29 protein-coding genes and 2 pseudogenes are annotated in these 26,883 nt (G+C 71.3%); 20 read left to right on the forward strand and 11 right to left on the reverse strand.

Features of this window, described 5'->3' with window-relative positions:
• Nucleotides 1-4 precede the first annotated feature (4 nt).
• Nucleotides 5-1,822 carry a complex I subunit 5 family protein gene (locus ACFVTF_RS28535; RefSeq protein WP_387817267.1) on the forward strand — a complete coding sequence of 606 codons (1,818 nt, stop codon included), beginning with the start codon at nucleotides 5-7 and terminating at the stop codon, nucleotides 1,820-1,822.
• 528 nt (nucleotides 1,823-2,350) lie between these two features.
• On the opposite strand, the gene ACFVTF_RS28540 is transcribed toward ACFVTF_RS28535, so the two are convergent.
• The 5 genes from ACFVTF_RS28540 to ACFVTF_RS28560 all read right to left on the reverse strand — a co-directional run bounded on the left by ACFVTF_RS28540 (nucleotide 2,351) and on the right by ACFVTF_RS28560 (nucleotide 5,123).
• Complete coding sequence (locus tag ACFVTF_RS28540) at nucleotides 2,351-2,518, reverse strand: hypothetical protein (RefSeq protein ID WP_387817268.1); 168 nt, start codon at nucleotides 2,516-2,518, stop codon at nucleotides 2,351-2,353.
• Between the two features lie 405 nt (nucleotides 2,519-2,923).
• Nucleotides 2,924-3,343 (reverse strand): DUF6328 family protein, encoded by a 420-nt coding sequence (locus tag ACFVTF_RS28545; protein ID WP_387817269.1) that lies wholly within the window; start codon nucleotides 3,341-3,343, stop codon nucleotides 2,924-2,926.
• 92 nt (nucleotides 3,344-3,435) lie between these two features.
• Nucleotides 3,436-3,930 carry a flavin reductase family protein gene (locus ACFVTF_RS28550; RefSeq protein ID WP_387817270.1) on the reverse strand — a complete coding sequence of 165 codons (495 nt, stop codon included), beginning with the start codon at nucleotides 3,928-3,930 and terminating at the stop codon, nucleotides 3,436-3,438.
• Nucleotides 3,931-4,043: 113 nt separating this feature from the next.
• Entirely contained in the window at nucleotides 4,044-4,391 is a 348-nt protein-coding gene (locus ACFVTF_RS28555; RefSeq protein ID WP_387817271.1) for a hypothetical protein, read from the reverse strand.
• A 9-nt stretch (nucleotides 4,392-4,400) separates the two neighbouring features.
• Nucleotides 4,401-5,123 carry an HAD family hydrolase gene (locus ACFVTF_RS28560; RefSeq protein ID WP_387817272.1) on the reverse strand — a complete coding sequence of 241 codons (723 nt, stop codon included), beginning with the start codon at nucleotides 5,121-5,123 and terminating at the stop codon, nucleotides 4,401-4,403.
• A gap of 122 nt (nucleotides 5,124-5,245) precedes the next feature.
• On the opposite strand from ACFVTF_RS28560, the gene ACFVTF_RS28565 reads away from it, so the two are divergent.
• The 15 genes from ACFVTF_RS28565 (at nucleotide 5,246) to ACFVTF_RS28635 (ending at nucleotide 19,080) form a co-directional block, all read left to right on the forward strand.
• Nucleotides 5,246-6,322, forward strand: a complete 1,077-nt coding sequence (locus ACFVTF_RS28565; RefSeq protein WP_387817273.1) for an SDR family oxidoreductase — start codon at nucleotides 5,246-5,248, stop codon at nucleotides 6,320-6,322.
• Nucleotides 6,323-6,555: 233 nt separating this feature from the next.
• Nucleotides 6,556-7,053: a hypothetical protein gene (locus tag ACFVTF_RS28570; protein ID WP_387817274.1), complete on the forward strand. Its 498-nt coding sequence runs from the start codon at nucleotides 6,556-6,558 to the stop codon at nucleotides 7,051-7,053.
• Nucleotides 7,054-7,224: 171 nt separating this feature from the next.
• Nucleotides 7,225-7,395: a hydrophobic protein gene (locus ACFVTF_RS28575; RefSeq protein ID WP_387817275.1), complete on the forward strand. Its 171-nt coding sequence runs from the start codon at nucleotides 7,225-7,227 to the stop codon at nucleotides 7,393-7,395.
• Between the two features lie 333 nt (nucleotides 7,396-7,728).
• The gene (locus ACFVTF_RS28580) at nucleotides 7,729-8,679 is read left to right on the forward strand and encodes an acyl-CoA dehydrogenase (RefSeq protein WP_387817276.1); all 951 of its coding nucleotides are present in this window, start codon (nucleotides 7,729-7,731) and stop codon (nucleotides 8,677-8,679) included.
• The gene (locus tag ACFVTF_RS28585; RefSeq protein WP_387817277.1) at nucleotides 8,676-9,491 is read left to right on the forward strand and encodes a PIG-L deacetylase family protein; all 816 of its coding nucleotides are present in this window, start codon (nucleotides 8,676-8,678) and stop codon (nucleotides 9,489-9,491) included. The genes ACFVTF_RS28580 and ACFVTF_RS28585 overlap by 4 nt, the downstream gene beginning before the upstream one ends.
• Nucleotides 9,488-10,147 (forward strand): class I SAM-dependent DNA methyltransferase, encoded by a 660-nt coding sequence (locus ACFVTF_RS28590; protein WP_387817278.1) that lies wholly within the window; start codon nucleotides 9,488-9,490, stop codon nucleotides 10,145-10,147. Before ACFVTF_RS28585 ends, ACFVTF_RS28590 begins: the two co-directional genes overlap by 4 nt.
• Nucleotides 10,144-10,860 carry a glycosyltransferase gene (locus tag ACFVTF_RS28595; protein WP_387817279.1) on the forward strand — a complete coding sequence of 239 codons (717 nt, stop codon included), beginning with the start codon at nucleotides 10,144-10,146 and terminating at the stop codon, nucleotides 10,858-10,860. The genes ACFVTF_RS28590 and ACFVTF_RS28595 overlap by 4 nt, the downstream gene beginning before the upstream one ends.
• 106 nt (nucleotides 10,861-10,966) lie before the next feature.
• Nucleotides 10,967-11,887 (forward strand): Rieske 2Fe-2S domain-containing protein, encoded by a 921-nt coding sequence (locus ACFVTF_RS28600; protein ID WP_387817280.1) that lies wholly within the window; start codon nucleotides 10,967-10,969, stop codon nucleotides 11,885-11,887.
• Between the two features lie 206 nt (nucleotides 11,888-12,093).
• On the forward strand, nucleotides 12,094-12,570 hold the full coding sequence (locus tag ACFVTF_RS28605; protein ID WP_387817337.1) for a ferritin-like domain-containing protein: 477 nt from the start codon (nucleotides 12,094-12,096) through the stop codon (nucleotides 12,568-12,570).
• Between the two features lie 102 nt (nucleotides 12,571-12,672).
• Nucleotides 12,673-12,933 (forward strand): DUF4235 domain-containing protein, encoded by a 261-nt coding sequence (locus ACFVTF_RS28610; RefSeq protein ID WP_387817281.1) that lies wholly within the window; start codon nucleotides 12,673-12,675, stop codon nucleotides 12,931-12,933.
• A 54-nt stretch (nucleotides 12,934-12,987) separates the two neighbouring features.
• Nucleotides 12,988-13,170, forward strand: coding sequence for a hypothetical protein (locus tag ACFVTF_RS28615; RefSeq protein WP_387817282.1), 183 nt, complete (start codon nucleotides 12,988-12,990; stop codon nucleotides 13,168-13,170).
• A 276-nt stretch (nucleotides 13,171-13,446) separates the two neighbouring features.
• The gene (locus tag ACFVTF_RS28620; RefSeq protein ID WP_387817283.1) at nucleotides 13,447-15,717 is read left to right on the forward strand and encodes a catalase; all 2,271 of its coding nucleotides are present in this window, start codon (nucleotides 13,447-13,449) and stop codon (nucleotides 15,715-15,717) included.
• 154 nt (nucleotides 15,718-15,871) lie between these two features.
• Nucleotides 15,872-17,056: an alcohol dehydrogenase catalytic domain-containing protein gene (locus ACFVTF_RS28625; RefSeq protein WP_387817284.1), complete on the forward strand. Its 1,185-nt coding sequence runs from the start codon at nucleotides 15,872-15,874 to the stop codon at nucleotides 17,054-17,056.
• Between the two features lie 30 nt (nucleotides 17,057-17,086).
• On the forward strand, nucleotides 17,087-18,052 hold the full coding sequence (locus ACFVTF_RS28630) for an SDR family NAD(P)-dependent oxidoreductase (protein WP_387817285.1): 966 nt from the start codon (nucleotides 17,087-17,089) through the stop codon (nucleotides 18,050-18,052).
• A gap of 194 nt (nucleotides 18,053-18,246) precedes the next feature.
• Nucleotides 18,247-19,080, forward strand: a complete 834-nt coding sequence (locus ACFVTF_RS28635) for a hypothetical protein (RefSeq protein ID WP_387817286.1) — start codon at nucleotides 18,247-18,249, stop codon at nucleotides 19,078-19,080.
• Nucleotides 19,081-19,167: 87 nt separating this feature from the next.
• On the opposite strand, the pseudogene ACFVTF_RS28640 reads toward ACFVTF_RS28635, so the two are convergent.
• A pseudogene (locus ACFVTF_RS28640) lies at nucleotides 19,168-19,948 on the reverse strand (molybdopterin-dependent oxidoreductase); the annotation flags it as partial.
• 283 nt (nucleotides 19,949-20,231) lie between these two features.
• Here ACFVTF_RS28640 and ACFVTF_RS28645 point away from each other — a divergent pair.
• Together ACFVTF_RS28645 and ACFVTF_RS28650 are read left to right on the forward strand one after the other, a co-directional pair.
• Nucleotides 20,232-20,639 carry an STAS domain-containing protein gene (locus ACFVTF_RS28645; protein WP_387817287.1) on the forward strand — a complete coding sequence of 136 codons (408 nt, stop codon included), beginning with the start codon at nucleotides 20,232-20,234 and terminating at the stop codon, nucleotides 20,637-20,639.
• Between the two features lie 8 nt (nucleotides 20,640-20,647).
• On the forward strand, nucleotides 20,648-20,881 hold the full coding sequence (locus tag ACFVTF_RS28650; RefSeq protein ID WP_387817288.1) for a DUF6296 family protein: 234 nt from the start codon (nucleotides 20,648-20,650) through the stop codon (nucleotides 20,879-20,881).
• A 236-nt stretch (nucleotides 20,882-21,117) separates the two neighbouring features.
• Here ACFVTF_RS28650 and ACFVTF_RS28655 read toward each other — a convergent pair whose 3' ends face one another.
• Complete coding sequence (locus tag ACFVTF_RS28655; RefSeq protein ID WP_387817289.1) at nucleotides 21,118-22,023, reverse strand: helix-turn-helix transcriptional regulator; 906 nt, start codon at nucleotides 22,021-22,023, stop codon at nucleotides 21,118-21,120.
• 277 nt (nucleotides 22,024-22,300) lie between these two features.
• On the opposite strand from ACFVTF_RS28655, the gene ACFVTF_RS28660 reads away from it, so the two are divergent.
• Nucleotides 22,301-23,152 carry an aldo/keto reductase gene (locus ACFVTF_RS28660; protein ID WP_387817338.1) on the forward strand — a complete coding sequence of 284 codons (852 nt, stop codon included), beginning with the start codon at nucleotides 22,301-22,303 and terminating at the stop codon, nucleotides 23,150-23,152.
• A 50-nt stretch (nucleotides 23,153-23,202) separates the two neighbouring features.
• Here ACFVTF_RS28660 and ACFVTF_RS28665 read toward each other — a convergent pair whose 3' ends face one another.
• The gene (locus tag ACFVTF_RS28665) at nucleotides 23,203-23,703 is read right to left on the reverse strand and encodes a hypothetical protein (RefSeq protein WP_387817290.1); all 501 of its coding nucleotides are present in this window, start codon (nucleotides 23,701-23,703) and stop codon (nucleotides 23,203-23,205) included.
• 407 nt (nucleotides 23,704-24,110) lie between these two features.
• Between ACFVTF_RS28665 and ACFVTF_RS28670 the strand changes: the two genes are divergently transcribed.
• Nucleotides 24,111-24,950, forward strand: coding sequence for a helix-turn-helix transcriptional regulator (locus tag ACFVTF_RS28670; RefSeq protein WP_387817291.1), 840 nt, complete (start codon nucleotides 24,111-24,113; stop codon nucleotides 24,948-24,950).
• Between the two features lie 94 nt (nucleotides 24,951-25,044).
• On the opposite strand, the pseudogene ACFVTF_RS28675 reads toward ACFVTF_RS28670, so the two are convergent.
• The 3 genes and pseudogenes from ACFVTF_RS28675 to ACFVTF_RS28685 all read right to left on the reverse strand — a co-directional run bounded on the left by ACFVTF_RS28675 (nucleotide 25,045) and on the right by ACFVTF_RS28685 (nucleotide 26,673).
• Nucleotides 25,045-25,535: pseudogene (locus ACFVTF_RS28675) on the reverse strand (hypothetical protein).
• The gene (locus ACFVTF_RS28680) at nucleotides 25,484-25,993 is read right to left on the reverse strand and encodes a hypothetical protein (RefSeq protein WP_387817292.1); all 510 of its coding nucleotides are present in this window, start codon (nucleotides 25,991-25,993) and stop codon (nucleotides 25,484-25,486) included. Before ACFVTF_RS28680 ends, ACFVTF_RS28675 begins: the two are co-directional and overlap by 52 nt.
• A 44-nt stretch (nucleotides 25,994-26,037) precedes the next feature.
• Nucleotides 26,038-26,673, reverse strand: coding sequence for a DNA polymerase ligase N-terminal domain-containing protein (locus tag ACFVTF_RS28685; RefSeq protein ID WP_387817293.1), 636 nt, complete (start codon nucleotides 26,671-26,673; stop codon nucleotides 26,038-26,040).
• Nucleotides 26,674-26,883 lie beyond the last annotated feature (210 nt).

A 26,883-nucleotide genomic window follows, 5' to 3' on the forward strand; every position in this document is an offset into this window, starting at 1 on the left:
CACCGTGACCGAAAACGCCCTGCTGCCCCTCGCCGTCGCCATCCCGCTGCTCGGCGCGGCCCTGCTCGCCGTCGCCGGTCGCAGCCTGCCCCGGACAGGCTGCGACATCCTCGCCACCACCTGCGCCGGCGCCGAGACGGCCTGCCTAGTCCTGCTCTGGACGCACACCGGCGGCCACCTCGCCACCGCCGACCTCGGCGGCTGGCCCGCCCAACTGGGCATCGTGCTCGCCGCCGACCGGGTCGGCGCAGGCCTCGCACTTCTCGTCGCTGTCCTGGTGCTCGCCGTCGTCGTCTACTCCTGGCGGTACTTCGACGAACCCACCGGCGAGCACGCCGGAGCCTTCCCCGCCCTGATTCTGCTCTTCGAAGCCGGCATGGCCGGCTTCGCCCTCACCGGCGACCTGTTCAACGCCTTCGTCTTCTTCGAACTCATGGGAGCCGCCGCCTACGCCCTCACCGGCTACCACATCGAGGACCCCCGCCCCCTGCACGGCGCCCTCACCTTCGGCATCGTCACCTCCTTCGCCGCCTACTGCTCCCTGCTCGGCATCGGCCTCCTCTACGCCCGCACCGGCGAACTCAACCTTGCCCGCCTCGGCCGGCAACTCGCCGCCCACCACACCGACCTGCTCACCGTCGTGGCCTTCGCCCTGATCTGCACGGCCCTGCTGGTCAAGGCGGCCGCAGTGCCGTTCCACTTCTGGCTGCCAGACGCCCACGCCGTTGCGCCCACCCCGGTGTGCATGCTGATGTCCGGCGCCATGGTCGAACTCGGCGTCTACGGCATCGCCCGTATCTACTGGACCGTCTTCTCCGGCCCCGGCGGGATCCCCCACCAGGCCTTCCGCACTACGTTCACCGCCCTCGGCGTGTTCACCACCCTGGTAGGCGCCGTGATGTGCTGGCAGCAGCGCCACCTCAAGCGCCTGCTCGCCTTCTCCACCGTCAGTCACATCGGGCTGTTCTTCATCGGCATCGCGCTGCTCACTCCCGACGGGGTCCTCGGGACTGCGGTGTACGTCGCCGCGCACGGCCTGGTGAAAGCCGCGCTGTTCGCCCTCACCGGCGTGCTGCTGGACCGGTACGGCTCCGTCGACGAACACGGCCTGCACGGCAAAGCCCGCGAACTGCGCCTGGTCGGGGTGCTGTTCGTCATCGGCGCGCTGGCGCTGGCCGGACTGCCGCCGTTCGGCACCGGCCTCGGCAAGGCCCTGAGCGAGGACGCCGCCGACCGCTGGCAGGCGTGGCTGCCCGCCGTGTTTGTCGCAGCCTCCGCGCTCACCGGGGCCGCTGTCCTCCGTGCGGGCCTGCGGATCTTCTACGGCGCCGGCCTGGCGCCGCGCAGCCGACCGGGCCAGGACGAGACCACCGGCGAGGGCGAAGAGCCCGAGATCCGCACACCGCAGCGCACCCTGCCGCCCGTGATGGCCATCATCCCGGCCGTCCTGATCGGGCTCGCCGCGGTCGTCGGCCTCCTGCCCGCCGTCGCTGCCTCGTTCGCCCCCGGGGCGGCCGTCTTCACCGACCCTGCCGCCTACACCGCAGCCGTCCTTACCCTCCCCAGCACGGAACCCGGCCACCTGCCGACCGCCGACTGGACCGCGGCCGGCGCTCTGCTCGGCCTCCTCTCCACCGCCATCGCGACCGCCCTGGCCGCGACCGCAGTCCACCGAACTGCTCCCGCACCAGCCGCTCACCATCCCGGTGCCTGGGCCGTGCGAGCGCTGCGGCGCCTGCACTCCGGGCACCTCGGCGACTACCTCGCCTGGCTCGCTCTCGGCGTCGCCGTGCTGTGCGCCGCGATCGCCGCCCAGACCTGAACCACCCCGCCGTCCCCACAGCCGCTCCTCCATCCGGATCGCGGCCTTGAGGTCCTCGCGCTTGCCCTCCTGCTGCTCCAGCATCGCGCGGGCGATCGCACCGAGCTTGCGCTGGATCGCGTGCTCGGCCCGCCGCGCGGAGTCCTCCAGCATCGCCAGCAGCAAAAGGGCCATGCCAACAGGGCTGATCGGGGGGGGCAAGCCGGGGCGTTCACCCGTACCGCCGCCTGTGGACGGCACCCACCGCCGAGTTCTCGCATCGGGCAAGGGCAAGGACGAGTAGGGCGCCGCGTTGCAGTGCCGCGCCGAACTGACCGTGGTCGGTACGGGGCAGAGATCAGCAGGACACTGGCGCGCCGTCCTGCTGCCTCGCACCGTTGCGGGCCATTGTCGGCGGGGCGCGGGCCTCACAGCTCGCGGTCCGTGGCGGGCGGCCGTGCCGCTGTCTGGGGCGCCGACACCATCTCGCGAGCGTAGCGACTCCAGCGTGGCCGCGACGAGGCGCTCGCACTGACAGTATCGCGCAGGCTAGCTGCCGGCTGGCTGTGGATCGCTCCCGTCATCTGCCTGGTCGTCGTCTTCGGCCTTCTCCTGGACGTCTTTTGGCGTGGGCGCGGTGATATTCCGCTGCTCTGCGGACCGCTCCCGTGTCTCGTCATCGACCTGGTCAGTTTCGTTTCCGTCGGTGGTGCTCATGGCTCCATCCTCTCCCCAGCATTGTCATCTTTCGAGTCGAGGCAGGGGGCGCCTGACGCCGTCAGGCCTGGGGTGGAGCCGGCCCACCCATCCGCGGCGACGAGATGGCCGCAGAAGCTGGGCTGGACAGTCCGGATCATGCGACGATGCCGTATGAACCGACTCGCCAACGCGACGTCGCCGTATCTGCTTCAGCACGGTTCGGCGAGTACCGCCAGGGCCGCGCCGCAGCTCGGCCTGCTAACTCCTTCACTGCAGAACCAGGTTGACTCGTGAGGCGGTTCGTGCGGCACTGAGCGGTTGTATGCGGCTGAAGGACCCTGGGCGTCTTGTGTCGCTCATTCGTTGGCGGTCACCGCCGGGGGACCGTGCCGGTCCTCGGTGCGGGGTGCGCGGTGTCGTCGGTCACGGTTCCTGCACGCGGCGCTGACGGGCGGCGGTGCGGCGCAGCACGATCAGGGGCAGGACGAGCCAGGCGGTGGTGAACCAGAGGAAGACTGCGGCGCTGAGGATCCACGCCACGGTCGCGTTGCCGGTGGCGGTGCGCAGCAGGAGCAGGAGGGCTGTGGTGATGGTCAGGGCGAGCGTGATGAGGCCGGTGGTGATGAGTCGGCCGGCGACGCGGATCAGCTCCGGTTTCATGCCGTGGCCGGCGAGGAAGCGGTGGAAGGCGACCGGTGCGACGAGTGCTCCGGTGGCGATGGCGCCCAGGACGACGGTGACGTCGTAGAGGCCCTTGTCGAAGTCGGACAGCGCGGCGAAACGGGGGGTGAAGGCGACACTGAGGAGGAACCCGAAGAGGATCTGTGCGCCGGTCTGGGACACGCGGACCTCCTGGAGCATCTCGCTCCACAGCCGGTCAGCGCGCTCCTGTGGGCTCTCGTCGCGCCCTTCTGACGCGCCACCCGACCTGGGCGTCACCGGTCGCCTCGTCCCAACTCGTCCCGGCGCCCTCGTTCAGGCTGTGCGGGGTGTCCGGCGTCGATGTCCTTGACGTCGTGAAACGTCAGCGGCCTGTCGTCGAGCGCGGTCACGGTGTCGATCGGTTCGAGGAGGAAACCCACGTGGTCGCCCCAGTCTGCCCGGTCCAGGACGCGGCCGGCGAACCAGGCCATGGCACTCGTCAGCACCGGGACACCACCCGGCCCGGGCTCCCACGTGGTGGCGGCGAACTTGTCGACCTCGTCGCCGGTAAGACCACCGAAGAGCTCGGCGAGGTCATGGCCGCGTGCCGGCAGCAGGTGGACCACCAGGACCCGCGAGCGCGACGCGACGGCGTAGGTGTGGTTCGCCTTGAAGATCCACACGGTGAACCGGGGCGGCTGAAGCGAGACTTGGCCCGCGAAGCCCACCAGGCACCCCGCACGCTCCTCACCGACCGCCGCGGTGACGACGTAGACCGGGTAGTCCAACAGCGCGCTGAACGAATCGAATTGACCCACGCTGCTGCTCCTTCCCGCAGATCCCGGAGCTATGGCGGAAGCTGCCGAGTCCGTGCGTCCGGGGGCGGCCCGGTGGCCCTGGGTCACGGATGGTCGTCGTGGTGACCGCAGAGCCAGGCCAGTGCTTGGTAGGCGCCGAGGGCGTAGCCGGCGTCGGTGCCGTTGTGCATGGCGACACGCAGTTTCACGGCGGCGCTCCGGCATTCGGCGAGGAGTCGATCACGGCAGGGCCCTGCGGCGTCGGGTGTGGTGGAAGCGGTCACGGGGGCTTCGGACTGGGCGGCGGTGGCCCACCGGTAGGACGCCAGCACGCCGTGCTCGAAATCGGTGCACGGCGAGGGGTGCCGGTTGGCCGCCCTGGTCGCCTCTCGCACCTCGCCCAGCCCGCGCGCGCCCACGGTGAGGATCGTCGTCGCCTCGGTGGTGGTCATGTCGGCAACCTATGGCCCCTGGCGGTTGGCCGCCTCCCGGCCGGCACCGTCGAGGCGGTCCGGTGTGGCCAGGGGGTGGCCCAGGACGGTGTCCGGCAGCTGGTCCAGGAGTTTCCCCACGTCTTGGTGGACTTCCAGGGCTCCGGCGGCGCGCAGGTCGCGTTCGGCCCAGCCGCCGGACAGCACACCGATGCACGGGACGCCGGCTCTGGCCGCAGCCTGCACGTCCCACAGGGTGTCACCGATGAAGACCGCCTCGTCGGGACGGGCGGCGGCCTTGTCCAGGGCGGCGCGGACCAGGTCGGGCGCGGGCTTGCTGGTCTGGACGTCGTCCGCACCGGTGACGGCTGTGATCGCGTCATCCGCGTCGAGGGCGCGGCGCATGACATCCAGGTCCCGTTTGGAGGCCGAACTCGCCAGGACGACCGTCCAGCCGCGGGCCGCCAGCGCCCGCAGCAGCCCGGCTGCCCCCTCGAAGGCCCGCAGGCGAGGCCAGAAGCGTGCGTACAGTGCCTGCTGGGCGGCGCTGAGGGCATCGTCCTCGGCGCGGTCGCGGTCCTCGCCCAGCAGATGGTCCAGGAGCTGGTCGCCGCCCATGCCGATCGCCCCGTGGATGCGGGCCATCGCCGGGGCGTGGCCGAACTGGGCGAACGCCTCGGCCCAGGCGATCGTGTGCCAGTAGTTGGTGTCGAGCAGTGTGCCGTCGACATCGAACAGTGCTGCGGCTGCCATCAAAGCCTCCTTCCGCTCACGCCCCAGAAGAGGCGTGTCCACCCGTTCGACGCTACGGCCAGCCCCAGCGACCCGCCCGGTCGCGGACGTTTGCCGCGCCGGATCGGGGAAACGCGGGCAGCATGGACGATGTGGGAGCCGTACCGCGAACCGTCGTGATCACCGGAGCCAGCGGCGGCATCGGCCGCGCCTGTGCCGTCGCGTTCGCCGCCCGCGGCGACCGGCTCGCGCTGATCGCCCGTGGCCGGGCCGGGCTGGAGGCGGCGGTGCGCGAGACAGAGCAGGCGGGCGCCGCCAAGGTCATCGCCATTGAGGCGGATGTGGCCGACGCACAGGCGGTGGAGGCCGCCGCCCAGCAGGCCGAGGACGAGCTCGGACCGATCGACGTGTGGGTCAACGACGCGTTCACCTCCGTCTTCGCCCCGTTCATCGAGATCACCCCCGAGGAGTTCCGGCGCGTCACCGAGGTCAGCTACCTCGGCTACGTGTACGCCACCCGCGCCGCCCTCAAGCGGATGCTGCCCCGCGACGCGGGTGTCGTTGTGCAGGTCGGCTCGGCGATCGCCTACCGCGGAATCCCGCTGCAGAGCGCCTACAGCGGCGCCAAGCACGCCATCCAGGGCTTCAACGAGGCCCTGCGCTGTGAACTCCTGGCCTCCGGTACCCAGGTGCGGACCACGATGGTGCAGATGCCAGCCCTGAACACCCCGCAGTTCGACTGGGTCCGCTCCCGCCTGCCCGAGCGAGCGCAGCCGGTGCCACCGATCTTCCAGCCCGAGGTCGCCGCCCGCGCCGTGCTCTATGCGGCCGACCATCCCCGCCGGCGCGAGTACTGGGTCGGCGCCAGCACCGTGGCCACGCTGGTCGCCAACGCCATCGCGCCTGGCCTGCTGGACCGCTACCTCGCCAGGACGGGCTTCGAATCCCAGCAGGACGGGCACCGGCGCAGCGCCGGGGAACCGGACAACCTGTTCACCCCGGTGGACGACAAGCGCGACTTCGGCGCGCACGGCCGCTTCGACGACCGGGCGCGCCAACGCAGCCTCCAGCAGCGGGCCGTTCACACCGTCGGCGCCATCACCGACGCCCTGCGACACACAGCTGAACAGGTGGCGGCGGGTTTGCCCGCCGCCACTGCCGGGTGTCTTACACGGATGCGCGGTAGACGCGCCCCGCGACCATCGAGACGGAAGGCGTGACCATGCCTCGCGGATCGAGCGCCAAACGGGAGCACATCAGGGACAGCGCGAAGGAGCGGGTGAGAGCGAGAAGCGTGCCAAGGAAAACGCCGCGCGCACCGTGAACAAGGAACGCGCCCGGCACGGGGAGTCGAAGACCGCCAGCCGCGGCGCGGTCCCACCGGGCGCGAGCCCGGCCCGGCGACCGCTCCGGTACGGCGTTCCCAGTCGGCCAACCCTTCGAAGGACACGCGATGACTTCCATGCTCCTGTCGGAACCCCTGAGTATCTACCTGAACGACCACCTCACCGGTGCGTTCGGTGGCGCCGCGCTCGCCCGCCGCATGGCCGACACCCACCCGGGCAGCCGCCGCGCGGCCGAGCTGCGCCAGCTGGCCCGTGACGTGGAGCAGGACCGCGACGCCCTCGTACGGATCATGAGCAGCCTCGCTGTGCCCGTACGCCACTACCGCACCTGGCTCGGCCTCGCGGGCGAACGGATCGCACGCCTCAAGCCGAACGGAACGCTGACCCGCCGCTCTCCGCTGAGCGATCTGATCGAACTGGAGGGCATGCGCGCCGGCGTCGAAGGCAAGACCGCGCTGTGGCAGGCACTGCGCGCCATCGCCGACAACGAGCCGCGCCTGGACCCGGGTGATCTCGACCGACTCATCCAGCGGGCCACCGAGCAGACACGCACACTGAACCGCTGGCACCAGACGGTCAGCGCCGAGGTTCTCAACCGCCGGTAGTCAAAACCGATGCGGGCACCGGCACACCCTGAGCGGCCGGAGCCCACGGCAACGACCGCCGGCTCCCCGCCATCGCCGCAGCCCCGCGCGGGTCGGCGGCCCGGAGCGTGACTGGATCCCCATGGGTGGGCAGAAGGTTCCACCCGTCCGTACCGACCTTGGAGGTCGACCATGGTTCCTCTTCTCCTTGTCCTGCTGCTGGCCTTGATCCTCTTCGGCGCGGGATTCGCGCTGAAGTTCCTCTGGTGGGTGGCGATCGTCGTGTTCGTGATCTGGCTGATCGGGTTCTTCGTGCGCAGCACCAGCGGTTCGGGCGGCCGAAACCGCTGGTACCGGTGGTAGCGGGCGGGCCTCACACAACCTGGCCGGGCCCGAACACACGTGGGGGCGGCGCCGCGTCCTCGGGCACTCGGTCGCAGGCGTCCGGTGCGCGGCGCAGTGTCAGAGGACGCCGCGCGTCGGCGCTGCGCACGTCCGTCCCGATGCTGAGGAGTAGATCATGACCGCTGGGGTGTCCGTCCGGTCGTCCGCCCTGCCGTCATGGCCTGCGGGGCTGCGCTGCCAGCTTGGCCGTCGTGGGGAGGCCGCCTGATGAGCTTCATGGCGGGCGGGCCCTTGGAGGCCGATGCCGGTGCAGCGCAACAGCGTCGGTATATCGCCGAGGCGTTCACACGAATGGCCGCCCGTGGCGATCTGAATCTGCCGCTGCCAGGCGGTGGCCGGACCCGTGCCCGGTGGAAGGCGCTGACGCGATGGGGGCAGCAGGACCTGTCCCTGGCCCGGCTCGCCGAGGGGCACACCGATGCCGTGGCGATCCTCGCCGAACTCGGCGCGGAGGGCAGGGGCGACCTGCCGACGGACGATGGAGGGGCTCGTTGGGGCGTGTGGGCAGCGGAACCACCCGGCTACACGCTGGAGGCGCGCCGGGTGGCGGGCGGCTGGCGGTTGTTCGGTGTGAAGCCGTTCTGCTCGGGCGCCAGGGTGTGCACGCACGCGCTCGTCACCGCCCGCGAGGGTGAGCTGCGGCGACTGTTCGCCATCGAGGTAGCGCAGCCCGGCGTCGAACCGCTGCCGGACAGCTGGCCCGGCCCGGGCATGGCGGGCAGTGACACCCTGGACGTCAACCTCGACGGCGTCCGGGCCAGACCGGTTGGCGAGCCGGGCGCTTACCTGGAACGCCCCGGGTTCCACCACGGAGGGATCGGCGTCGCCGCATGCTGGTACGGCGGCGCCCGCGCGGTCGCGAGCACGCTCCTGACCGCCTCACGGAAGTGGGACCTGGACCCGCACGCCCTCGCCCACCTCGGCGCCATCGACGCCCGGCTGGCCACCGCCGAAGCGCTGCTGGACAGCGCAGCCGACTCGGTCGACGCCGACCCTCTCGACAACGACGGCACCGCGCGCCTGCGCACGATGCGCGTGCGCGCGGCCGTCGAGGACGCCGCCGGCGACGTCCTGGTCCGGGTCGGCCGCTCGCTCGGCGCCACCCCACTGGGCCACGACGCCGCGCACGCCCGCGCCGTCGCGGACCTCACCGTCTACCTGCGCCAGCACCACGCGGAACGGGACCTCGCCGCCCTCGGCAAGGCCGCCTCCGCTACCCGCCTGGACTGGGAGGATGCGTGACCGGCCGCCAAGCCCAGCCCCGCTCCACCCATGACCTTCGGTCGTCCCCGGCCGACCCGATCCAGGCCCCCGGCACCCCCGAACCGGCGTGGGAAGCCTGGCCCGGGCTCCGGGACCTTCCCACCGCCGACCCGCTCGCCGCTCTGCCGACCCGCCCGGATCGCCGCCCGAGGGTCCTGGTGGTGGCCGCCCATCCGGATGACGAGGTCCTCGGCTTCGGCGGCACGCTCGCCGTCCTGGCCGCCTCCGGAGTCCGGCTGCGCCTGGTGTCCGTCACAGCGGGCGAGGCCTCCCACCCGCACAGCCACACGCCGGTGGCCCCCAACCTGGCAGCCGTCCGCACCCGGGAACTGCACGAGGCCCTGGCCCGGCTGGGCGCCGCCGACGTGCAGAGCGTGGCCCTCGGGGTATCTGACGGCAAGGTCGCCCGGCACGAGCGGGAGCTGGCCGGCCAACTGGCCGAGCTGCTCCGGGACTGCGACCTGTGCGTCGCGCCGTACAGCCAGGACCTCCATCCGGACCACGAGGCGGCAGGGCGTGCCGCCCTCGCGGCCGGCGCAGCGCGGAGCGTGGCGGTGTGGGAGTACCCGGTCTGGGCCTGGCACTGGGCCGCACCGGGCGACGGACGGCTGCCGTGGCACCGCGCCGCCCGCCTCCCGCTGCCGTTCGCCGCCCAGGAGCGCAAGCGAGCGGCACTGGCGTGCTTCCGCAGCCAGACCGAGCCGCTCGGCGATCGGCCCGGGGACGCGGCGATCCTGCCGCCCGCCGAACTCGCCCACTTCTGTCGCGAGTTCGAGGTGATCTGGCGATGACGGCCTCTCGACACGGCACCGCGAACCAGGGGGCCGGCACGCCGGGGGACTACTTCACCCGCATGTACGCCGACCAGGCCGACCCCTGGCGGCTCGCCGATCGCTGGTACGAGCAGCGCAAATACGCCCTCACCCTCGCTGCCCTGCCCGAGCGCACGTACCGCAGCGCCTTCGAGCCCGGCTGCTCGGTCGGTGTCCTGTCCGCCCTGCTCGCCGGGCGCTGCCGGGCTCTGCTCTCCTGTGACCGGGAGGAACGTGCCCTCGCCCAAGCCCGCGCCCGGCTCGGGCACCTGCCGCACGTGCGCGTGGAGCACCGCCTGCTGCCTGGCGACTGGCCGGGGGAGACCTTCGACCTCGTCGTCCTGTCCGAGCTGCTGTACTACTTCACCTCCGCCGACACCGCCGACCTTCTGGAGCGCGCGGTGGAATCCCTGGAGCCGGGCGGAACTCTGGCACTCGTCCACTGGTGCCACCCGGTCGCCGACCACGCTCAAAGCGCCGAGGCAGTCCACCAGCGGGTCCGCAGCCATCCGGCCCTGGTGCGGACCGCCGCCCACTGCGAGCCGGACTTCCTCCTCGACGTGTTCACCCGTCCCCGCCAGCCCGGAACCCCGGCGGAGCGCCTGTCGGTGGCCGCCATCGAGGGGCTGACGTGATCCGCGCCCTGGCCGTCGTCGTGCCGGCCCGCGACGAAGAGGAACTGCTGGCCGACTGCCTGGACGCGCTGCACCGGGCAGCCCGGCACCCGCAAGTACGGGACCTGCCGTGCCACATGCTCGTGGCGGCCGACGCATGCCGGGACGCCACCGCCGCCATCGCGCGCCGCCACGGCGCGCAGTTGCTGGAACTGACGGCGGGAAACGTCGGGGCGGCCCGCGCGGCGGGCAGCCGCCACGCCCTGGCGACCGTCCTGTCCGCGCAGAGGACCCTGACCCCTGACGGTGTGTGGCTGGCTCACACCGATGCGGACTCCCGGGTCCCGGCTGACTGGCTCGCACGCCAGCTCGCCTACGCGGCCTGCGGTTGGCAGGCCGTCGTGGGCACGGTCCGCGTCGCGGACTGGAGCGGTCATCCGGGTAGCACCGCCACGGCCTTTCGACTGCACTATCACCAGGAGGAGCGCACCGAGGGGCATCGGCACGTCCATGGGGCGAACCTCGCCGTGCGGGCCGACGCCTACCGCACGGCCGGCGGCTTCCAGCCGCTACCCGTCGGCGAGGACCGGACACTCGTCGCCGCCCTGGAAGCGGCGGGCTTCCGCGTCAAACGCACCAGCCGCAACCCCGTCACCACCTCCGCACGCCGCAATTCCCGAGCCCGAGGCGGATTCGGCGACTACCTCCGCGACCTCGACGCACTGACCGGCTGACCTGCGCAGGCGCCACCACGGGCAGCCGCGCCCGTTGGCGGCTGGTCCGATGGCCGGCCCAGCCCGAACCCGCACCGACTCATGTAAAGGGAGCAACGTGAGCCCCATGGGAACCCTGACCGCCCGTCTCACCGCCGCCGCCCGTTCAGATGGCGACGGCGGCATCGGCGGCCGGACTCTGAAGCTGCTCGACGCCGTGGGCACCTCTGAGGAGCTCGACGCGGTCACCGAGCCGCTGAAGCGCATCGTCCAGAGCCTGCCGCTGGGGCGGCTACGCGGCGTGCTGCACGGCCGCCCCCTGGGCCACCCGCTGCATCCGGCCCTGGTCCAGGTTCCGGTCGGCGCGTGGATCTCCGCGGGCGTCCTCGACCTCGTGCCCGGCTCGGAGCGCGCCGCACGCCTGCTGGTCGCGGTCGGCGTCGTCACTGCCGCCCCGGCGGCGTGGAGCGGCTGGGTCGACTGGGCCGAGCAGCATGAGCAGCAGATGCGCACCGGTCTGCTGCACGCTACCTTGATCGCCGCCGCGGTAGGCCTCTACAGCGCGTCATGGGCCGCCCGCTCACGAGGCCGGAGCGGGCTGGGGCGCGCGTTGGGCTTCGCCGGGCTGACGACGGTCGGCGCCGGGGCCGCGATCGGCGGCCACCTGGCCTACCGGCAGGCCGGAGGAGCGAACAAGGCGGAGCCCGTCGCTCACCTGGTGGAGCCCGGCTGGCACACGCTCGGACGCGTCGAGGAGTTCGCCACGGGCGAGGCAGCACGCCGGATGATCGGCGAGGTGCCCGTGCTCGTGGTGCGTGAATCCGACGACGTCTTCCACGTCCTGGCCGACCGTTGCAGCCACTTCTCCGGCCCCCTCTCGCAGGGCGAGGTGGCCGACGGCTGCGTGACCTGTCCTTGGCACGGCAGCGTCTTCCGCCTCTCGGACGGCTGGAACGTGGGTGGCCCGGCTACCGCCCCGCAGCCGAGATTCGCCACCCGGACGGACGGCGACGGCAACCTTCAGGCTCGCCTGCCCGACGCGGGCTGAGCGCGACCGCGTCAACACGGGTGGCCGGGTCGACATGGAGTCGGTTCCGGTGCGAACCGGTGGAGCCGTGAGCAATCCGGCATGACAAATCCAGTGCCCGGGAAGACGAGCCGGGACCGTTCTTCTCCAACCCTTGGGAGCACACCGTGGCAGGCGACGACTTCGTGATCGACGTGAGCCGGATCCGGGACGAGGCCCGGCAGAAGATGGCCGAGGGCGCGGTGACGAGCACCTACGGCCTCGACACCGGGAAGGTGATCGCGGTGCTGAACGACGTGGTCGCCACCGAGGTCGTCTGCTGGCTGCGCTACACCCGGCACGCGATCTCCGCTACCGGCATCGACCGCGCGCAGGTGGCGGCCGAGTTCACCGAGCACGCCGCCGAGGAGATGCAGCACGCCCTGCGGGCCGCGGAGAGGATCGCCCAGCTCGGCGGTGAACCGGACTTCGACCCCGCCACCCTCGTCCAGCGCGCCCACACCGACTACACCGCGCCGGACGAGAAGGACCTCAAGGCCATGCTGGAGCACAACCTGCTGGCCGAGCGGATCGTCATCTCCACCTACCAGGAGATCGCCCGCTGGCTCGGCGACCACGACCCCACCACCCGGCGCCTCATCGAGTCCATCCTCGAAGAGGAGGAAGAGCACGCCGACGACCTCACCGACCTGCTCGCCATCTGATCAGGGCAGCCTGCTCCGCGGCGAGCGGTTGTCCACACCCATCGCGGGACAGACGCACAGCAGCCGTCTCTCCCGGCGGCCACATGCATGAAGAAGGTCGCGATGGCAAAGATCCTTTACAAGCCATTCGGGTTGGTGTTCGGCGCTTTCGGAGGGGTCATCGCAGGCGCCCTCTTCAAGCGCCTGTGGGCCCTACTCGGACACGAAGAGAAAGCGCCCCAGGCCACCGACCAGGACCGCACCTGGAGAGAGGTACTGACTGCCGCCGCCCTGCAGGGGGCGGTCTTCGCCCTCGTCAAGGCCGCGGTCGACCGCAGCGGCGCCGTCGGCACCCATCGCCTGACCGGCGCATGGCCCGACTGACGACGCTTCCGCGGCCCCAGCCATCCCGCCGGCGACAGTAGGAAGGCAAGTCTGTTGAACGAGTTCGACCGCGAGCGAGCCCACCGCAAGTCCAAGGACCTGTCACATCTCAAGGACGACGTCGACGAGAAGAACACCGAGCACATCGAACGCGCCAGGCAGGACGAGGACGCCACCAAGCGCCCTGACTCTGAGCAGGACGCCACCGAGCAGCCGCACCCGCCCCGGGCCGGCTGAAGCTGATCAGCCCATCACGCACGCGACGAGCCGTACCCGCGACGGCCGCAACTGGCCGCGATGGGCTTGGATGCCTTCTGGCTGGGCAGCCCCCTCTGCCAATCCTCCCTCGACCCCCTCTCCATGTGCCACTACGAGGGCAGGCGAAAAGACGGAGCGTTTCCCACCAGGGTGTGTCATGCCCCACGGAGAACCGCCCGTCGAGATAGTTCGTACATCACCATTAACCACGCGGGCGGCGGTCCAGTGACCATGCCCGCCCATACCGGAGGAACGATGGACGACAAGCCGGGCCCTGTGAAGAAGTTCGTCGATGCCGTCGCTGAGACGGTGCGTGAGGACGGCCGCCCGTCGGTGACGGTGCCCGGTGCCCCGGGCAGCAAGCCGCCGCCGCTGGCTGAGCCCACCGAACCCAGGGCACCCCTGGGCCCGAAGCCAGACCAGCGCGCGCCCCTGCCGCTGTCGCCGACCGGCCGCGACATCGGCGTTCCTGCGGACGCGGCGGCGCAGAACGGCGGCTACCTGACCACCGCTCAGGGAGTGCGGCTGCCGGACTCGGACCACTCGCTGAAGGCCGGTCCGCGCGGGCCGGTCCTGCTGCAGGACCACCACCTGCGGGAGAAGATCACGCACTTCGACCACGAGCGGATCCCCGAGCGGGTCGTGCACGCCCGCGGCGCCGCCGCCCACGGCGTGTTCCGCGGCTACGGAACCGCCGGCAGCGTCTGCAAGGCCGCGTTCCTCCAGGAAGGCGTGCAGACACCGGTGTTCGTGCGCTTCTCCACCGTGCTGGGCTCGCGCGGCTCGGCCGACACCGTCCGCGACACCCGGGGCTTCGCAACGAAGTTCTACACCTCCGAGGGCGTCTTCGACCTGGTCGGCAACAACATCCCGGTGTTCTTCATCCAGGATGCGATCAAGTTCCCGGACGTCATCCACGCGGGCAAACCGCACCCGGACCGGGAGATCCCGCAGGCGCAGTCCGCCCACGACACATTCTGGGACTTCGTCTCGCTGCACACCGAGGCCACCCATCACACCATCTGGAACATGTCCGACCGGGGCATCCCGCGTTCGCTGCGGATGATGGAGGGCTTCGGGATCCACACCTTCCGCCTGATCAACGCCGACGGGGCGAGCACGCTGGTCAAGTTCCACTGGAAGCCGAAGGCCGGTGTGCACTCCCTGGTCTGGGAGGAGGCCCAGCTGATCGGCGGCATGGACCCGGACTTCCACCGGCGCGACCTCGCCGACGCGATCGAGGCGGGCAACTTCCCGCAGTGGGAACTCGGCATCCAGACCTTCCCCGACACCCCCGAGCAGTCCTTCGAGGGCATCGACCTCCTCGACCCCACCAAGATCGTCCCCGAGGAACTCGCCCCGGTGCAGCCGATCGGGCTGCTGACCCTGAACGCCAACCCGGTCAACTACTTCACCGAGACCGAGCAGGTCGCCTTCCACCCCGGCCACCTGGTGCCGGGCATCGACATCACCGACGACCCGCTGCTCTCCGGTCGCCTCTTCTCCTACCTCGACACCCAGATCACCCGCCTGGGCGGTCCCAACTTCGCCCAGATCCCCATCAACCGCACCCACGCCCCCGTCAACGACATGCAGCGCGACGGCTTCCACCAGGACGCGGTGCACAGCGGCGTCGCCCCGTACAAGCCGAACTCGCTGGACGGCGGTTGCCCGTTCTTCGCCGGCGCCGGCGAGCACGCCTTCGTGGAGTACCCGACCCCGATCGCCGCGGCCGCGAAGGTGCGCGAGGCGCCCGCCTCATTCGACGACCACTTCAGCCAGCCCCGCCTGTTCTGGCTCAGCCTGAGCCCGGTCGAGCGCGAACACGTGATCGCCGCCTATACCTTCGAGCTGTCGAAGGTGTACGAGCAGGCGATCAAGGAACGCGTCCTGACCGTGCTGGCGCGGATCGACGAAGGTCTCTGCCGAGAGGTAGCCACCGGCCTGGGTCTGCCCGCACCGGCGGGCACGGCGCCCGCCGACACCACCGCCAGTGCGGCCCTGTCTCAGCTGGGGCAGCGCTGGCCGGCGACCGGCCGCGTGCTCGGCATCATCACCGGCGCTGGCAGCGACCCCGGAGTGGTACGCGCGATGCGTGAAACCGCGCTGGGCGCAGGGCTGTTGCCGCTGGTCATCGGACCCACCGGAGCGCCACTGGCCGAGAATGTCGCTGTGCAGCGGACCTTCGGCGCCGCCCGGTCCGTCGAGTTTGATGCCCTCCTGGTGGCCGACGCGCCTGCGCCGGGCGCAGACGACCGAGGGGCTCGGGACGCCAAGTCCGGCGCGGTCGCAGGCGGGCAGCCGACGCTCGACTCCCGGATCGTCCTGCTGATCAACGAGGCCTACCGCCACGCCAAACCGATCGCCGGCCTCGCGGACGCCCGCGCACTCTGGGCTGCGGCCGGGGTCGACCCGCAGGCACCCGGTGTGTTCACCGAGACCGACGCGGCGAGGGCCATCTCTTCTCTGGTGGAGCAGCTGAGCACACACCGGGTCTGGGAACGCTTCCCGGCGGGGGCGCACTGAGCCCTCCGGTCGTTCGAGCCTCGGGCCGGCTGGAGCGGGTGCTTCGGCCAGCCCTAGGCGCGGCCTGCGCCTGGGTCGAGGCCACCGTTTCGCACACCAGGATGTGGACAGACGCCCGGAAAGAGAGTTGGTACGGTCCCCGCGAGGAGTGATGATGAAGGCCTTGACCTGGCACGGCAGGCGAGATGTCCGTGTCGACAGCGTTCCCGATCCGGCCATCAAGGACCCGACCGACGTGGTCGTCAAGGTGACCACTAGCGGGCTGTGCGGCTCGGACCTCCACCTCTATGAGGTGCTGGGCCCTTTCCTCGACGTCGGTGACATCCTCGGTCACGAATCGATGGGCATCGTTGCGGAGACCGGACCCAACGTCACGACGGTGAACATCGGCGACCGGGTGGTCATCCCGTTCAACGTCTCGTGTGGAACCTGCCACACCTGCGGGCAGGGCTTGCACTCGCAATGCGAGACCACCCAGGTGCGCGAGTACGGCAGCGGCGCCTCACTGTTCGGCTACACCAAGCTCTACGGGCAGGTCCCGGGCGGGCAGGCCGAGTTGCTGCGCGTCCCGTTCGGAAATACCCTGCCGATCAGGGTGCCGCACGGGCCCGTGGACGACCGCTTCGTCTTCCTCTCCGACGTGCTGCCCACGGCGTGGCAGGCCGTCGAGTACGCAGCCGTGCCCGAGGGCGGCAGCCTCGTCGTCCTGGGCCTGGGACCGATCGGCGACATGAGCTGCCGGATCGCCCTGCACCGCGGCGCGTCCCAAGTCATCGGCGTCGACCTCGTCCCCGAACGGCTGGTGCGGGCCCGACACCGGGGCGTCCGCGTCCTAGACCTGAACGAATACGGCAAGGACCTCGTCGGTGCCGTCCGCGACCTCACCGATGGGCGCGGCCCCGATGCTGTCATCGACGCGGTCGGCATGGAAGCCCACGGCTCGCCCGCGGCGAAACTCGCCGCCCAGGCCACCAACCTGCTGCCGAGCGCCCTGGCCGCCAAGCTGATGGAGCACGCCGGCGTCGACCGCCTCCACGCCCTGTACCTCGCCATCGACATCGTTCGACGCGGCGGCACCATCTCCCTCTCGGGCGTCTACGGCGGCCAGAGCGACCCGCTGCCCCTGCTCACCATGTTCGACAAGCAGATCCAGCTCCGCATGGGCCAGGCCAACGTGCACCGCTGGGCCGACGACATCCTCCCGCTGCTCACCGACGACGACCCGCTCGGCGTCGACACCTTCGCCACCCACCACGTCCCGCTCCACGACGCCCCCGCGGCCTACGAGATGTTCCAGAAGAAGCAGGACGGCGCGGTGAAGGTGCTCTTCAAGCCCTGATCCCCCGTCCCGGCCGGCCAGGAGTTTGCCATGCCCGCACCTTCGCACCGCTTCATGGGCCGCACCGCCTTGGTCACCGGTTCCTCCCGAGGGCTCGGTCTGCTCATCGCCCGGGAACTGGCCCACCACGGCGCCCGCGTGATGCTCTGCGCCCGCGACGCGCACGCCCTCGCCCAGGCAGAGCGGCAACTGCGAGCCGAGGGATCCGACGCCGCCTCGTTCACCTGCGACGTCACCGAACCCGATGCCCCCAGCGAGCTCCTGGACGCGGTGCACGAGCGGTTCGGCTCGCTGGACCTCCTCGTCAACAACGCCGGAATCATCCAGGTCGGCCCCCTGGCGGCCCTGCGCGAACAGGACTTCCGGCAGGCAATGGAGACCATGTACTTCGCACCACTGCGCCTGACCCTGGCAACCCTGCCCGACCTACGGGCCAGCAGGGCCGGCACGGTTGTCACCGTCTCGTCCGTCGGCGGCCGGATACCCGCGCCCCACTTGCTGCCGTATGTGGCCGCAAAGTTCGCCGCCGCGGGCTTCTCCCAGGGGCTGCGGGCGGAACTCGCAGGGACGGGAGTCAGCGTCACCACCGTCCTACCGGGGCTGATGCGCACCGGGTCGCACACCGCGGCGCGCTTCCACGGCCGACCGGGGGCCGAGTACGGCTGGTTCGCCGCCGCAGCCAGCCTGCCCCTGCTCTCCATGGACGCCGAGCGGGCAGCTCGCGCGATCGTCCGGGCCGCCGAGCGGCGCCGCCCCGAGCTGATCCTCACGCCCGCGGCGAAGATCGGTGTCCGGGTGCAGGGGCTGGCGCCGGCCACCACGTCCCGGCTGCTCGCACTCGTCGCCCGGGCCCTGCCCGCCGCCGGCGACCGGCCACTCCACGATGTCCAGGGCGCCGAGGCGGCCGAGCTGTCGGGCCTGCCGAGCTGGGTCACCGCCCTCGGCGACCGGGCCGGGGCCCGGTTCGCCGAGCCCCGCCCGAATAACGGGCCCTGATCGGAAGCTGGCAGATGCGCCGGAGAACCAGCGACCTGCACAAGCCGGGGTACCGGCGTAGACGGCACAGGCGCGGGACGCCCGACGGCTCCCCGGTGGCCGGGGACGGGCGTGCCCGGATCAAGGCGCGGGTCGTTCCTCCGGCTTGGACCGCCGTGTGAATCTGCCCGCTCGCCCACGGCCACCTGCAGGCCGTGGGCACGGACGAGGCCGGGTGCCGGCAGTACCTCTCCCATCCGGACTTCCGGGCCCTGCGTGACCAGGGCAAGCACGAACACGTCCTGGAGGCTTCGGCCTGCCTGCCGAAGCTGCGGGCCGCCGTGGAACAGGACCTCCTGCGGCGCGGGCTGGTGCGCGATCGAGTCCTGGCCTGCGCGGTCCGGCTGCTGTACCTGGGCTTGTTCCGAATCGGATCCGACGCCTACGCCCGGGACAACGGCTCCTACGGACTGACCAGCATCCTGCGCCCGCACGTCACCCTGGGACGCGGCGAGGTCTGGTTCAACTACCCGGCGAAGTCCGGCCGGCAGCGGGTCGCGGCCCTGGCCGACCCGCCCGGTGTTGCAAGCACTGCTGAGCAGCCGCCACCCCGGTGTGGCCGGCTGCTGATCCATTACCAGGGGCGGGAGTGGCACGAGGTCCACGGCAGCGACCTAAACGAATACCTGCACGAGGTCAGCGGAACCGACCTCACGGCCAAGGACTTCCGGACCTGGAACGCCACCGTCCTGGCGGCGGTGGGCCTGGTGGTGCCGCAGCTGGTGGCAGGAGAGTTGCAGACCGCGCGCAAGCGGGCCGCGGCCAGGGTCGTACGGGAGGTGGAGCTCTACTTGGGCAACACCCCGGCTTGTGCCGGGCCTCGTACGTCAACCCGCGGCTCATCGAGCTCTTCGACGAAGGGGCCACCATCGCCCCGGCACTTGGCGAACTCGCGTGACCGGGGCGCCAGTCGCAACGCACGGTCCGATCGAGGATGCCGTGCGCGCGCTGCTCTCCTGATACGGCAGCTGACGCGCTTGCGTGCCTGATGGGGTGGTCGTCCAGCCATCGCGTTTCTCCGCTCGGGGCATCGGGGCACGCGCAGCTCATGGGCCATGAGAAGGCCCCGGTGTTGGAACCTGTGCCCGGAGCTCCTCGAAGCCAACGGGGTGGGCTTCGATGTAGTTGCGGTCGGTGCGGATGATCTCGTGCAACAGAGCGTTCAGCAGGGCCACGTTGGTGCCCGCCCGCGGGGCGAGGTGCACGGCCGCGTGCCAGGCCGCCAGGGTGGGGCGCGGATCGACGCTGAGCAGCCGGGGCGCCCCGGGGCCAGCCAGCCGATCCAGGATCCGCATCCACGACACTGGCTGCGTATCGGCCATGTTGTGGCCGAACAGGGCGATCACATCGAAGGCAGGGAACCTGGCTGGCCGTCGGAGCCGAAGGTCTCCTCAGCGCCTGTCCGGCGGTGGCGGTGCACGAACGGGTGTTGCCGTTCAGGTGGTTGGTGCCGATGCCGGCCCGGGCGATCACCGTGAGCGTGTAGTACTCCTCCAGGAACAGCTGCCCGCTGGTGTAGAAGCCGATCGAGCCCGGCCCCCGCTCGGCCAGCAGCTCCTTGGAGCGCGCCACCACGCGACCCATCGCCGTGTCCCAGCCGCACTCCATCAGCCGCCCGCCTCACGCCAGCGGCCGAACCAGCCGGTCGGGCGAGGCGTTCGCCTGCCAGCCGAACAGGTCCTTCGGCCCGAGCCGACCGCGGTTGACCCGATCGGCGGCGCGACCACGCACCCCGACGATCCGCCCGTCGCGCATCGCGATGTCCATGGCGTCCCCGTTGGAGTGCAGCAGCGAGGCCGTCGGCACCCACCGCTCCACCCTCCCCGGCTCCAGACCACCGGCCAGGAACATGTCCACCCTGGCCGTCCACGGCCGACCCCGGCCGTAGGGCGTGCGCTCGCTCCAGGGGTTCGCGATCCGGTCCACCGTCGGCTCCGTGCCCCTCACCGTGCCCGCCCTGCGCCCGGACGGCCACTCGTACGCCCCGGCCCCTTGCTCGTTGGCTTGGGCCGCTGCAGGGAGTGACGCCGGGGCTGAACGAGTGGTCGCCTTCAGTACACGCGGGTGGTGGACTCGGGTCGGCGAGAGGGGGGAGGATCGTAAGCGGACAGCTTTCCCCGCGCGAGGAGCCCACCCGCTCATGTCCGCCCGCCACGGCCCCGACCCACCCGGCGCGTGCGCTGATCCGGCCCTTCGGATCACCACCGCAGATCTGGCGGGGTACACCAGTGTCGTCTGTCTGGAGGGCGAGGTCGACCTCGGACAGCGGGGCCTCCTGCAGGACGCATTGGCCTGCGCGCTCGAGAACGGCCTGCAGCGCTTGGTCGTGGACCTGTCCCGTCTCGTCTTCTGCGACTGCACCGGCCTCAACGCCCTGCTCCAGACGCGTCTGGATGCTCACGCCTGCGGCATTGAGCTGGTGCTGGCCGCCCCGCTGCCGCAGACCAGGAGACTGCTGGAGATCAGCGGTACCAATGAGGTCTTCACCATCCGTCCCAGTGTCCGTGCTGCTCTCCCCAGCGCGGGGGCCGTCCCACCCGCCAGATGAGGCCTGCCGTGAACATCACCGAGCGCTACGCCGTCACCTTGCCGGGCCCGCCAGGTGCGCACCGGCCGCCCGAGGTCGTCGTTGTCCACGCCACCGGCGAGCTGACCGCCGACGGCATTCCGATCTACGCCGACGATGCCGGCACTTTCCAGGTGGAGATTCAGGGCGAGGTGGCAAAACTGCTGGGCGCCGTCTCCGGACCAGGTCATCACACCTGTCTGTACGCCACCCGGCTGCGCTGACCGCGATTGCCCGCGTCCGCCGTCACCGCTGCACGTATCCGATGAGGTGATCGGAGATGTACACGCCCGTGGTTGGCGCGCCCGTGTAGGCGGCCACGGGCGTCAGGTTACGAGTGGAGATCATCGGCAAGGCGAGCCTATGGGGGCAGCCATCCGGGCTCGGCACCACATGTGCCTGCCAGCGCTGGCCCTGCCCGGGTGAGGCGCCGATGGTGTGCCCCCGCTGGGTTGGCTGATCACTGCCCGTGAGAAGTGATATCAGGTGCCGATCGATTTGCGGGCTGGGGGCTGTTCCAGCTGGCGAGAAGGCCGAGGGTTTCGGCGTCCCGGCTGCCGGGCGGGACGGTGCACAGGATGAGGTAGAGGCCGTCGTCGGCGGTGAGCTGGGTGGTTTCGTAGGTGAACGTGAGGTCGCCGACGAGGGGGTGGTGGATGCGCTTCGCGCCGGCGCGGTGGTGGCGTACGTCATGGCGGGCCCAGCGCCCGCGGAAGGCATCGCCGCCGCGGGTCGAGAGTTCGCCGATCAGGTCGGAGAGCGCCTTGTCGTAGGGGTTGCGTCCGGCTTCGGCACGCAGAGTGGCGACGTTCTGGTCGGCGACGGCGTCCCAGTCGGGGTAGAACGCGGGCGCGGCGGGGTCGAGGAAGGTGAAACGGGCGGCGTTCGCCGGGCGGGCGGGGCTGTCGAAGATCGGGGCGAACAGGGCTTGGGCGAGGGCGTTGCCCGCGAGGAGGTCGAGGCGGGCGTTGCGGATGTAGGCGGGGACACCGCCGATCGTCTCGACGAGGTTGCGCAGGCTCGGGCGGACGGGCTGCCGGGCGGGCCGAGACGGCGTTGCGCCACTGCTGGCGGCGGCGTTGGCGGCGCGGACGAGGTCGAAGAGGTGAGCGCGTTCTGCGTCGTCCAGTCGGAGGGCACGCGCGATGGCGTCGAGGACGGCGTCGGTGGCGCCGTGAGCGTCGCCGCGTTCCAGACGGGTGTAGTAGGGGACGCTGACACCGGCGAGCTGGGCGACCTCCTCGCGGCGCAGGCCGGGGACTCGGCGCGCACCGGAAAGCGGGGAGAGGATGAGGCCGGCCTGCTCGGGGGTGACCCGGGCCCGGCGGGTGGTGAGGAAGTCGCGGATCTCGCGGCGGCGGTCCATACCCTGACCCTACGACCGCATACCTCGCGAAGGCGCCAGCGTGGGGGTGCCTATCAGGGTCTGCTTCACCGTCCCATTGGCGTCCCGGGCGGTGTTTGCTGAAGGAAGCGCGTCCGGAAGGCCGGCCTGATGCCGCCGCTGTGAACCCGCCGTCCTGCCCGCCCTTCGAAGACCTCCGAGCGGTTCGGCGGTCGGGCGGTCACGCTGGGACCGGTGTCCCGTGTACCCCGTCCTGGCCGAATGGCATCCCCCAGATCGAACGATGAGGAAGTACACCGTGCAGCACGTCACCCTGAACAACGGCGTCGAGATGCCGATCCTCGGCTTCGGTGTCTACCAGATTCCCGCCGAGAAGACCGAGCAGGCCGTCGCCGACGCCCTGGCTGCCGGCTACCGACTCCTGGACACCGCCGCCGCCTACGGCAACGAGGAGGCCGTCGGACGGGCGATCAAGAACAGCGGCATCCCCCGCGAGGAGCTGTTCATCACCACGAAGCTGTGGGTCCAGGACGCGCCCGCCCAAGGCAACACCCGCCGCGCCCTGGAGACCTCCCTGGCCAAGCTCGGCCTCGACCACATCGATCTCTACCTGATGCACCAGCCCTACGGCGACGTCTACGGCCAGTGGCGCGCCATGGAGGCCGCCAACCGCGAGGGCCTCGCGCGGGCGATCGGCGTCGCCAACTTCTACCCCGACCGGCTCCTGGACCTGATCCTCAACAACGAGATCAGCCCGCAGGTCAACCAGATCGAGACCCACCCGTTCTTCCAGCGGACCGCCGACCACGCCCTGATGCGCCAGCACCATGTCCAGCACCAGGCGTGGGGCGGCTTCGCCGAAGGCCGAAACGACCTGTTCACCCACCCCGTCCTGGCCGGCATCGGTGACGCGCACGGCAAGTCCGTGGCCCAGGTCGTGCTGCGGTGGCTGATCCAGCGCGACATCGTCACCATCCCCAAGTCCGTCAACCCTGGACGGATGGCGCAGAACATCGACGTCTTCGACTTCGGCCTAACCGACGGGCAGATGGCCGCCATCGCCGCCCTCGACACCGGCACGACGCTGTTCTTCGACCACCACGACCCCGAGATGGTCGCCTGGCTCAGCAAGCGCCGGGTTGAGGGCTGAACGTCTACCCGGCAGGGGCCTCGGCGAGCAGGTGTCCGGTTCCCGGGTGCTCAGCTGTGAGGCGCCGGTGCCCGGGTTTCGCCCGTTGCCTGTGGCGGTTCCGCGGCGCCGATGTGGGCGAGGACGAAGTGCAGGCGGCGAACGGCCTGTTCGGCGTCGGCGAGGTCGTCGGGCGTCGGGACGACGGTGCCGAAGGACCACTTCTGGTCGGCGGGCAGGGCACTCCACTGCAGGACGGGAGCGAGAGCAGCGCCGGCCTGGGCGAGGAACCAGGTGAGTTGACCGTGGGTGCGGGCGATGGCGATGGCGATGACTGCGAGGGTTTCGCGCAGGCGTTCCAGGCGCTCGGGGAACGGAAGTCGCCCCTGCACGCTCTCCTCCCGGACCGCCTCCGCTAGTCCGGTGGCGGTCTCTCGGGCCAGGGCGGCGTTGCCCTGCGCCGGATCCCACAGCCCGCCCCGCAGCAGCCGCTCGGCTTCTGCGACGAGGCGCGTGATCTCTTCGCGCATGCCCGCACCGGCCTGGGGCGGGCGGAAGGTGTCGTCATGCAAGGCGTGCCTTCCGGTGGGGCCAGGGTTCGACCGTGAGTGAGGAGGAGTTGGTGGGCCATTTTTCGGAAAGCCGGACCCGGCGAGCGGAATCCGTCCCTCAGAGGATCACTTCCGCCGCACTGCCCGCAGCCCCGGAAACGAACAGGTCAGGGCCGGGGTCCCAGGAGCGAAGCGCTCACCGCGGAACGTCTCCTCGTGGTGTGTTCGGTGGCCCGGCTCCCTGTAGCGTGGGCGCGGCGTGCCCGCCCGGCGGCAGGCACCTGTGGGAGGAAGGGCGACCGGACCGGTCGGTGATGGTGATGGGGCAATCCCTGCTGTTCGACAGCACGAGCTTGGGGGAGACGGAGGAGTTCCTGTCGTCTGCGTACACGCCGATGCGGATCGGTGGCCCCGTCCAGAACGCACGGGTGCGCATCAGTCGCCGGGCGGCCGGCCCGGTCGCGATGGACCGCCTCGACTTCGGCTACACGATGGCCTACGACGCCCACGACCTGGGGCGGGTGTGCCTGGTCAGCATGCACGCGGGCACCCTCGCCGACCTGAGCGGCGGCCGCGATGAGGTGTTCGGGCCTGGTGAGACGTTCCTCCTTGCCCCGCCCGACCAGCCGTACCAAGGGGAGGTCCGCGCCGCCCGCTACACCATCGCCCTGTTCGACACCGCCCTGCTGGAAGCCGTGGCTCCCAGCACCGGCAAGCGCCCGGTACGCCTGACCGGCGCCCGCGCCGTCACGCCGGCCGCCAACCGGCAGCTCGCCGCCGCCGTCGCCTACGTGCGTGACCACGTCCTCCACGACCCCGTCGCCTGCACCCACGACCTCCTGGTGTCCACCGCCGCCCAGCACCTGGCCGCCGCCACCCTGGCCGCCCTGCCGCATACCGCCCGCGACACTGGGCGGCGGGCCGACACCACGGACGCCACCCCCGACACCCTGCGGCGCGCGATCGCGTTCATCGAGTCCCACGCCGACCAGGACCTCACACTCACGCAGCTCGCCGCAGCCGCGCACGTCACCCCCCGGGCGCTGCAATACGCCTTCCGCCGGCACCTGGGCACCACCCCACTGGCATACCTGCGGCGGGTGCGGCTCGACGCCGCACACCGCGACCTGCTCGCCGCCGACCCCAGGACCACCACGGTGACGCAGATCGCGATGCGCTGGGGCTTCGCCCACCCCGGCCACTTCGCCGCCCACTACCGCGACGCCTACGGGACCGCGCCGAACACCACACTGCAGAGGCAGCCCTGAGGGCCCGGGCGGCTGATGCCGTCGGTGCGGGAAGGCCGCGGGCGGTGACCAGCTCGGCGTTGAGGTCGGCCGGCAGGGAACACCTGGTCGGGACTCACGATCCTCCTACTGCGGCCTGTTCGCGCACCACCTCGGTCGGAGACTTGCCGTCGCGCAGGCCGAGGTAGCGGGGATGGCGCAGTTGGCCTGCGCGAATCCACTCGGTGAAGCCGACCTGTGCGACCAGCTCCGGGCGCACCCAGTGGGCCGCGCACTCGCGGATCTCGTCGTCCAATGGCGGGCGCTCCGTTCGAGCCCGTCGAGGCGGTGCTGCAGTTCGCGCAGTGTGCGGGCATCGAAGCCGGTGCCGACCCTGCCGGAGTAGCACAGGCGCCCGACCTCGGCGTAGCCCAGCAGCAGGGCGCCGAAGCCGATCCTGCTGCCGGCGGGCTCGGCGAAGCCGCCGATGACGAACTCCTGGCCGCCCTCGCACTTGAGCTTCAGCCAGTCGGGCGATCGGCGGCGGACGTACGGCGCGTCGGCGCGTTTGGCGATCAAGCCCTCCCAGCCGCGGGCGCAGGCAGTGTCGAGGAGCCGCGGGTCCAATGGTTGCGGTGCGGGGTGAAGCGGAGCGGGTCGTCGAAGGCGAGTGCGCCGCGCAGGAGCGCCTTGCGGGTGCGCAGCGGCAGCAGAGTGAGGTCATGGCCGTCGAGGCGCAGCAGGTCGAAGAGGTAGTAGAAGACCGGGATGCTGGCGGCGAGGGCAGCTCGCGGGTCGGTGATTCCGCTGCGCTGCTGGAGCAGGGAGAAGTCGGTTCGCCCGTCGTGGACGGCGACGATCTCGCCGTCCACGGTGAATTCGCGGCAGGACTGGCCGGCGAGCGCGTGGACGAGTTCCGGGTAGCTGCGTTCGCAGAGCTTGCCGCCGCGGGAGAGCAGCTGTACCCGGTCGCCGTCGCGTAGGGCGCGGACGCGGACGCCGCCGAAGGAACGGCGGTCGCTGAGCACGGCGAGCATCGGCCGTTCGGCTGCCCGCGCGGACGGTGTGTGCTGTGCGATTCGCACACGGTCGCGTTGGTCGGCGGGTAGCCGTTCCAGCAGCGTGCCAGTCACCGCCCGCCCCTCCCACCTTCCCCGGCCTGCGCCGCGACTTGCTTGAGGGTCCGTCCGGTGTGTACGGAACGGGCCCGGGACGGGTTGGGCGTGCCGTGGTGGGAGGTGCGGGCGTCGTCGCGCTTGACCAGCAGCCATGCCTCGCGATCTCCGTCCTGGCGGATCCGGGTGAGTGCGTAACCGCCTTGCAGCTTGCGGCCGTTCAGGCGGAAGGAGGCGTGACCGTGCTCCAGTGCCTCGTCGAACGGGATCTGCCGGCCGTGGTGGTCGGCCGCCGTGCTGCGGTAGGTGCCCTCGTCCCAGACGATCACGGTGCCGGCTCCATACTCGCCTTCCGCGATGACGCCCTCGAAGTCCGCGTACTCCATCGGGTGGTCCTCGGTCGGCACGGCCAGGCGCTTGTCGTGCGGGTCGTCGGAGGGCCCCTTGGGCACCGCCCAGGACTTGAGGACGCCGTCCACCTCCAGCCGGAAGTCGAAGTGCATCGTGCTCGCATCGTGGATCTGCACCACGAACGTGGGCTCGCCCGGCGCCTCGGGTGCGCTGCCGCCGGTGGGCTCGGCGGTCCTGGAGAAGTCCCGCTTGCGGCGGTAGACGGCGAGCGCTTCGGGTGCCGGTGCGGGCCCCGGCATCGGGCCGGGCCGCGGGCCCAGGTTCGGAGCGGGTACAGGTGCGGGACGCGGATCGGGCTCAGGCTGCGGAGGAGCCGGCGGAATCGGGCCGGGCACGGGCCCGGGCTGCGGCCCGCCAGGGCCCGGCGCTGGTGTCGGATTGGGCGGCACCGGATCGTTCGGAGGTGTACTCATCCACGTGCTCCTTCCAGATGACCGTGTCTGCGGTGC

The organism is Kitasatospora sp. NPDC057940, assembly GCF_042887425.1.
In the GTDB taxonomy this organism is placed as follows: Bacteria; Actinomycetota; Actinomycetes; order Streptomycetales; family Streptomycetaceae; genus Kitasatospora.

Coding starts and splice junctions, on each gene's coding strand:
- ACFVTF_RS28610 (WP_387817281.1), top strand. CDS start 12,673: ATGGCAAAGATCCTTTACAAGCCATTCGGGTTGGTGTTCGGCGCTTTC.
- ACFVTF_RS28540 (WP_387817268.1), bottom strand. CDS start 2,518: ATGAGCACCACCGACGGAAACGAAACTGACCAGGTCGATGACGAGACA.
- ACFVTF_RS28565 (WP_387817273.1), top strand. CDS start 5,246: ATGGACGATGTGGGAGCCGTACCGCGAACCGTCGTGATCACCGGAGCC.
- ACFVTF_RS28655 (WP_387817289.1), bottom strand. CDS start 22,023: ATGGACCGCCGCCGCGAGATCCGCGACTTCCTCACCACCCGCCGGGCC.
- ACFVTF_RS28630 (WP_387817285.1), top strand. CDS start 17,087: ATGCCCGCACCTTCGCACCGCTTCATGGGCCGCACCGCCTTGGTCACC.
- ACFVTF_RS28560 (WP_387817272.1), bottom strand. CDS start 5,123: ATGGCAGCCGCAGCACTGTTCGATGTCGACGGCACACTGCTCGACACC.
- ACFVTF_RS28580 (WP_387817276.1), top strand. CDS start 7,729: ATGGCCGCCCGTGGCGATCTGAATCTGCCGCTGCCAGGCGGTGGCCGG.
- ACFVTF_RS28625 (WP_387817284.1), top strand. CDS start 15,872: ATGAAGGCCTTGACCTGGCACGGCAGGCGAGATGTCCGTGTCGACAGC.
- ACFVTF_RS28645 (WP_387817287.1), top strand. CDS start 20,232: ATGTCCGCCCGCCACGGCCCCGACCCACCCGGCGCGTGCGCTGATCCG.
- ACFVTF_RS28685 (WP_387817293.1), bottom strand. CDS start 26,673: ATGCCGGGGCCCGCACCGGCACCCGAAGCGCTCGCCGTCTACCGCCGC.
- ACFVTF_RS28620 (WP_387817283.1), top strand. CDS start 13,447: ATGGACGACAAGCCGGGCCCTGTGAAGAAGTTCGTCGATGCCGTCGCT.
- ACFVTF_RS28570 (WP_387817274.1), top strand. CDS start 6,556: ATGACTTCCATGCTCCTGTCGGAACCCCTGAGTATCTACCTGAACGAC.
- ACFVTF_RS28590 (WP_387817278.1), top strand. CDS start 9,488: ATGACGGCCTCTCGACACGGCACCGCGAACCAGGGGGCCGGCACGCCG.
- ACFVTF_RS28605 (WP_387817337.1), top strand. CDS start 12,094: ATGGCCGAGGGCGCGGTGACGAGCACCTACGGCCTCGACACCGGGAAG.
- ACFVTF_RS28575 (WP_387817275.1), top strand. CDS start 7,225: ATGGTTCCTCTTCTCCTTGTCCTGCTGCTGGCCTTGATCCTCTTCGGC.
- ACFVTF_RS28555 (WP_387817271.1), bottom strand. CDS start 4,391: ATGACCACCACCGAGGCGACGACGATCCTCACCGTGGGCGCGCGCGGG.
- ACFVTF_RS28600 (WP_387817280.1), top strand. CDS start 10,967: ATGGGAACCCTGACCGCCCGTCTCACCGCCGCCGCCCGTTCAGATGGC.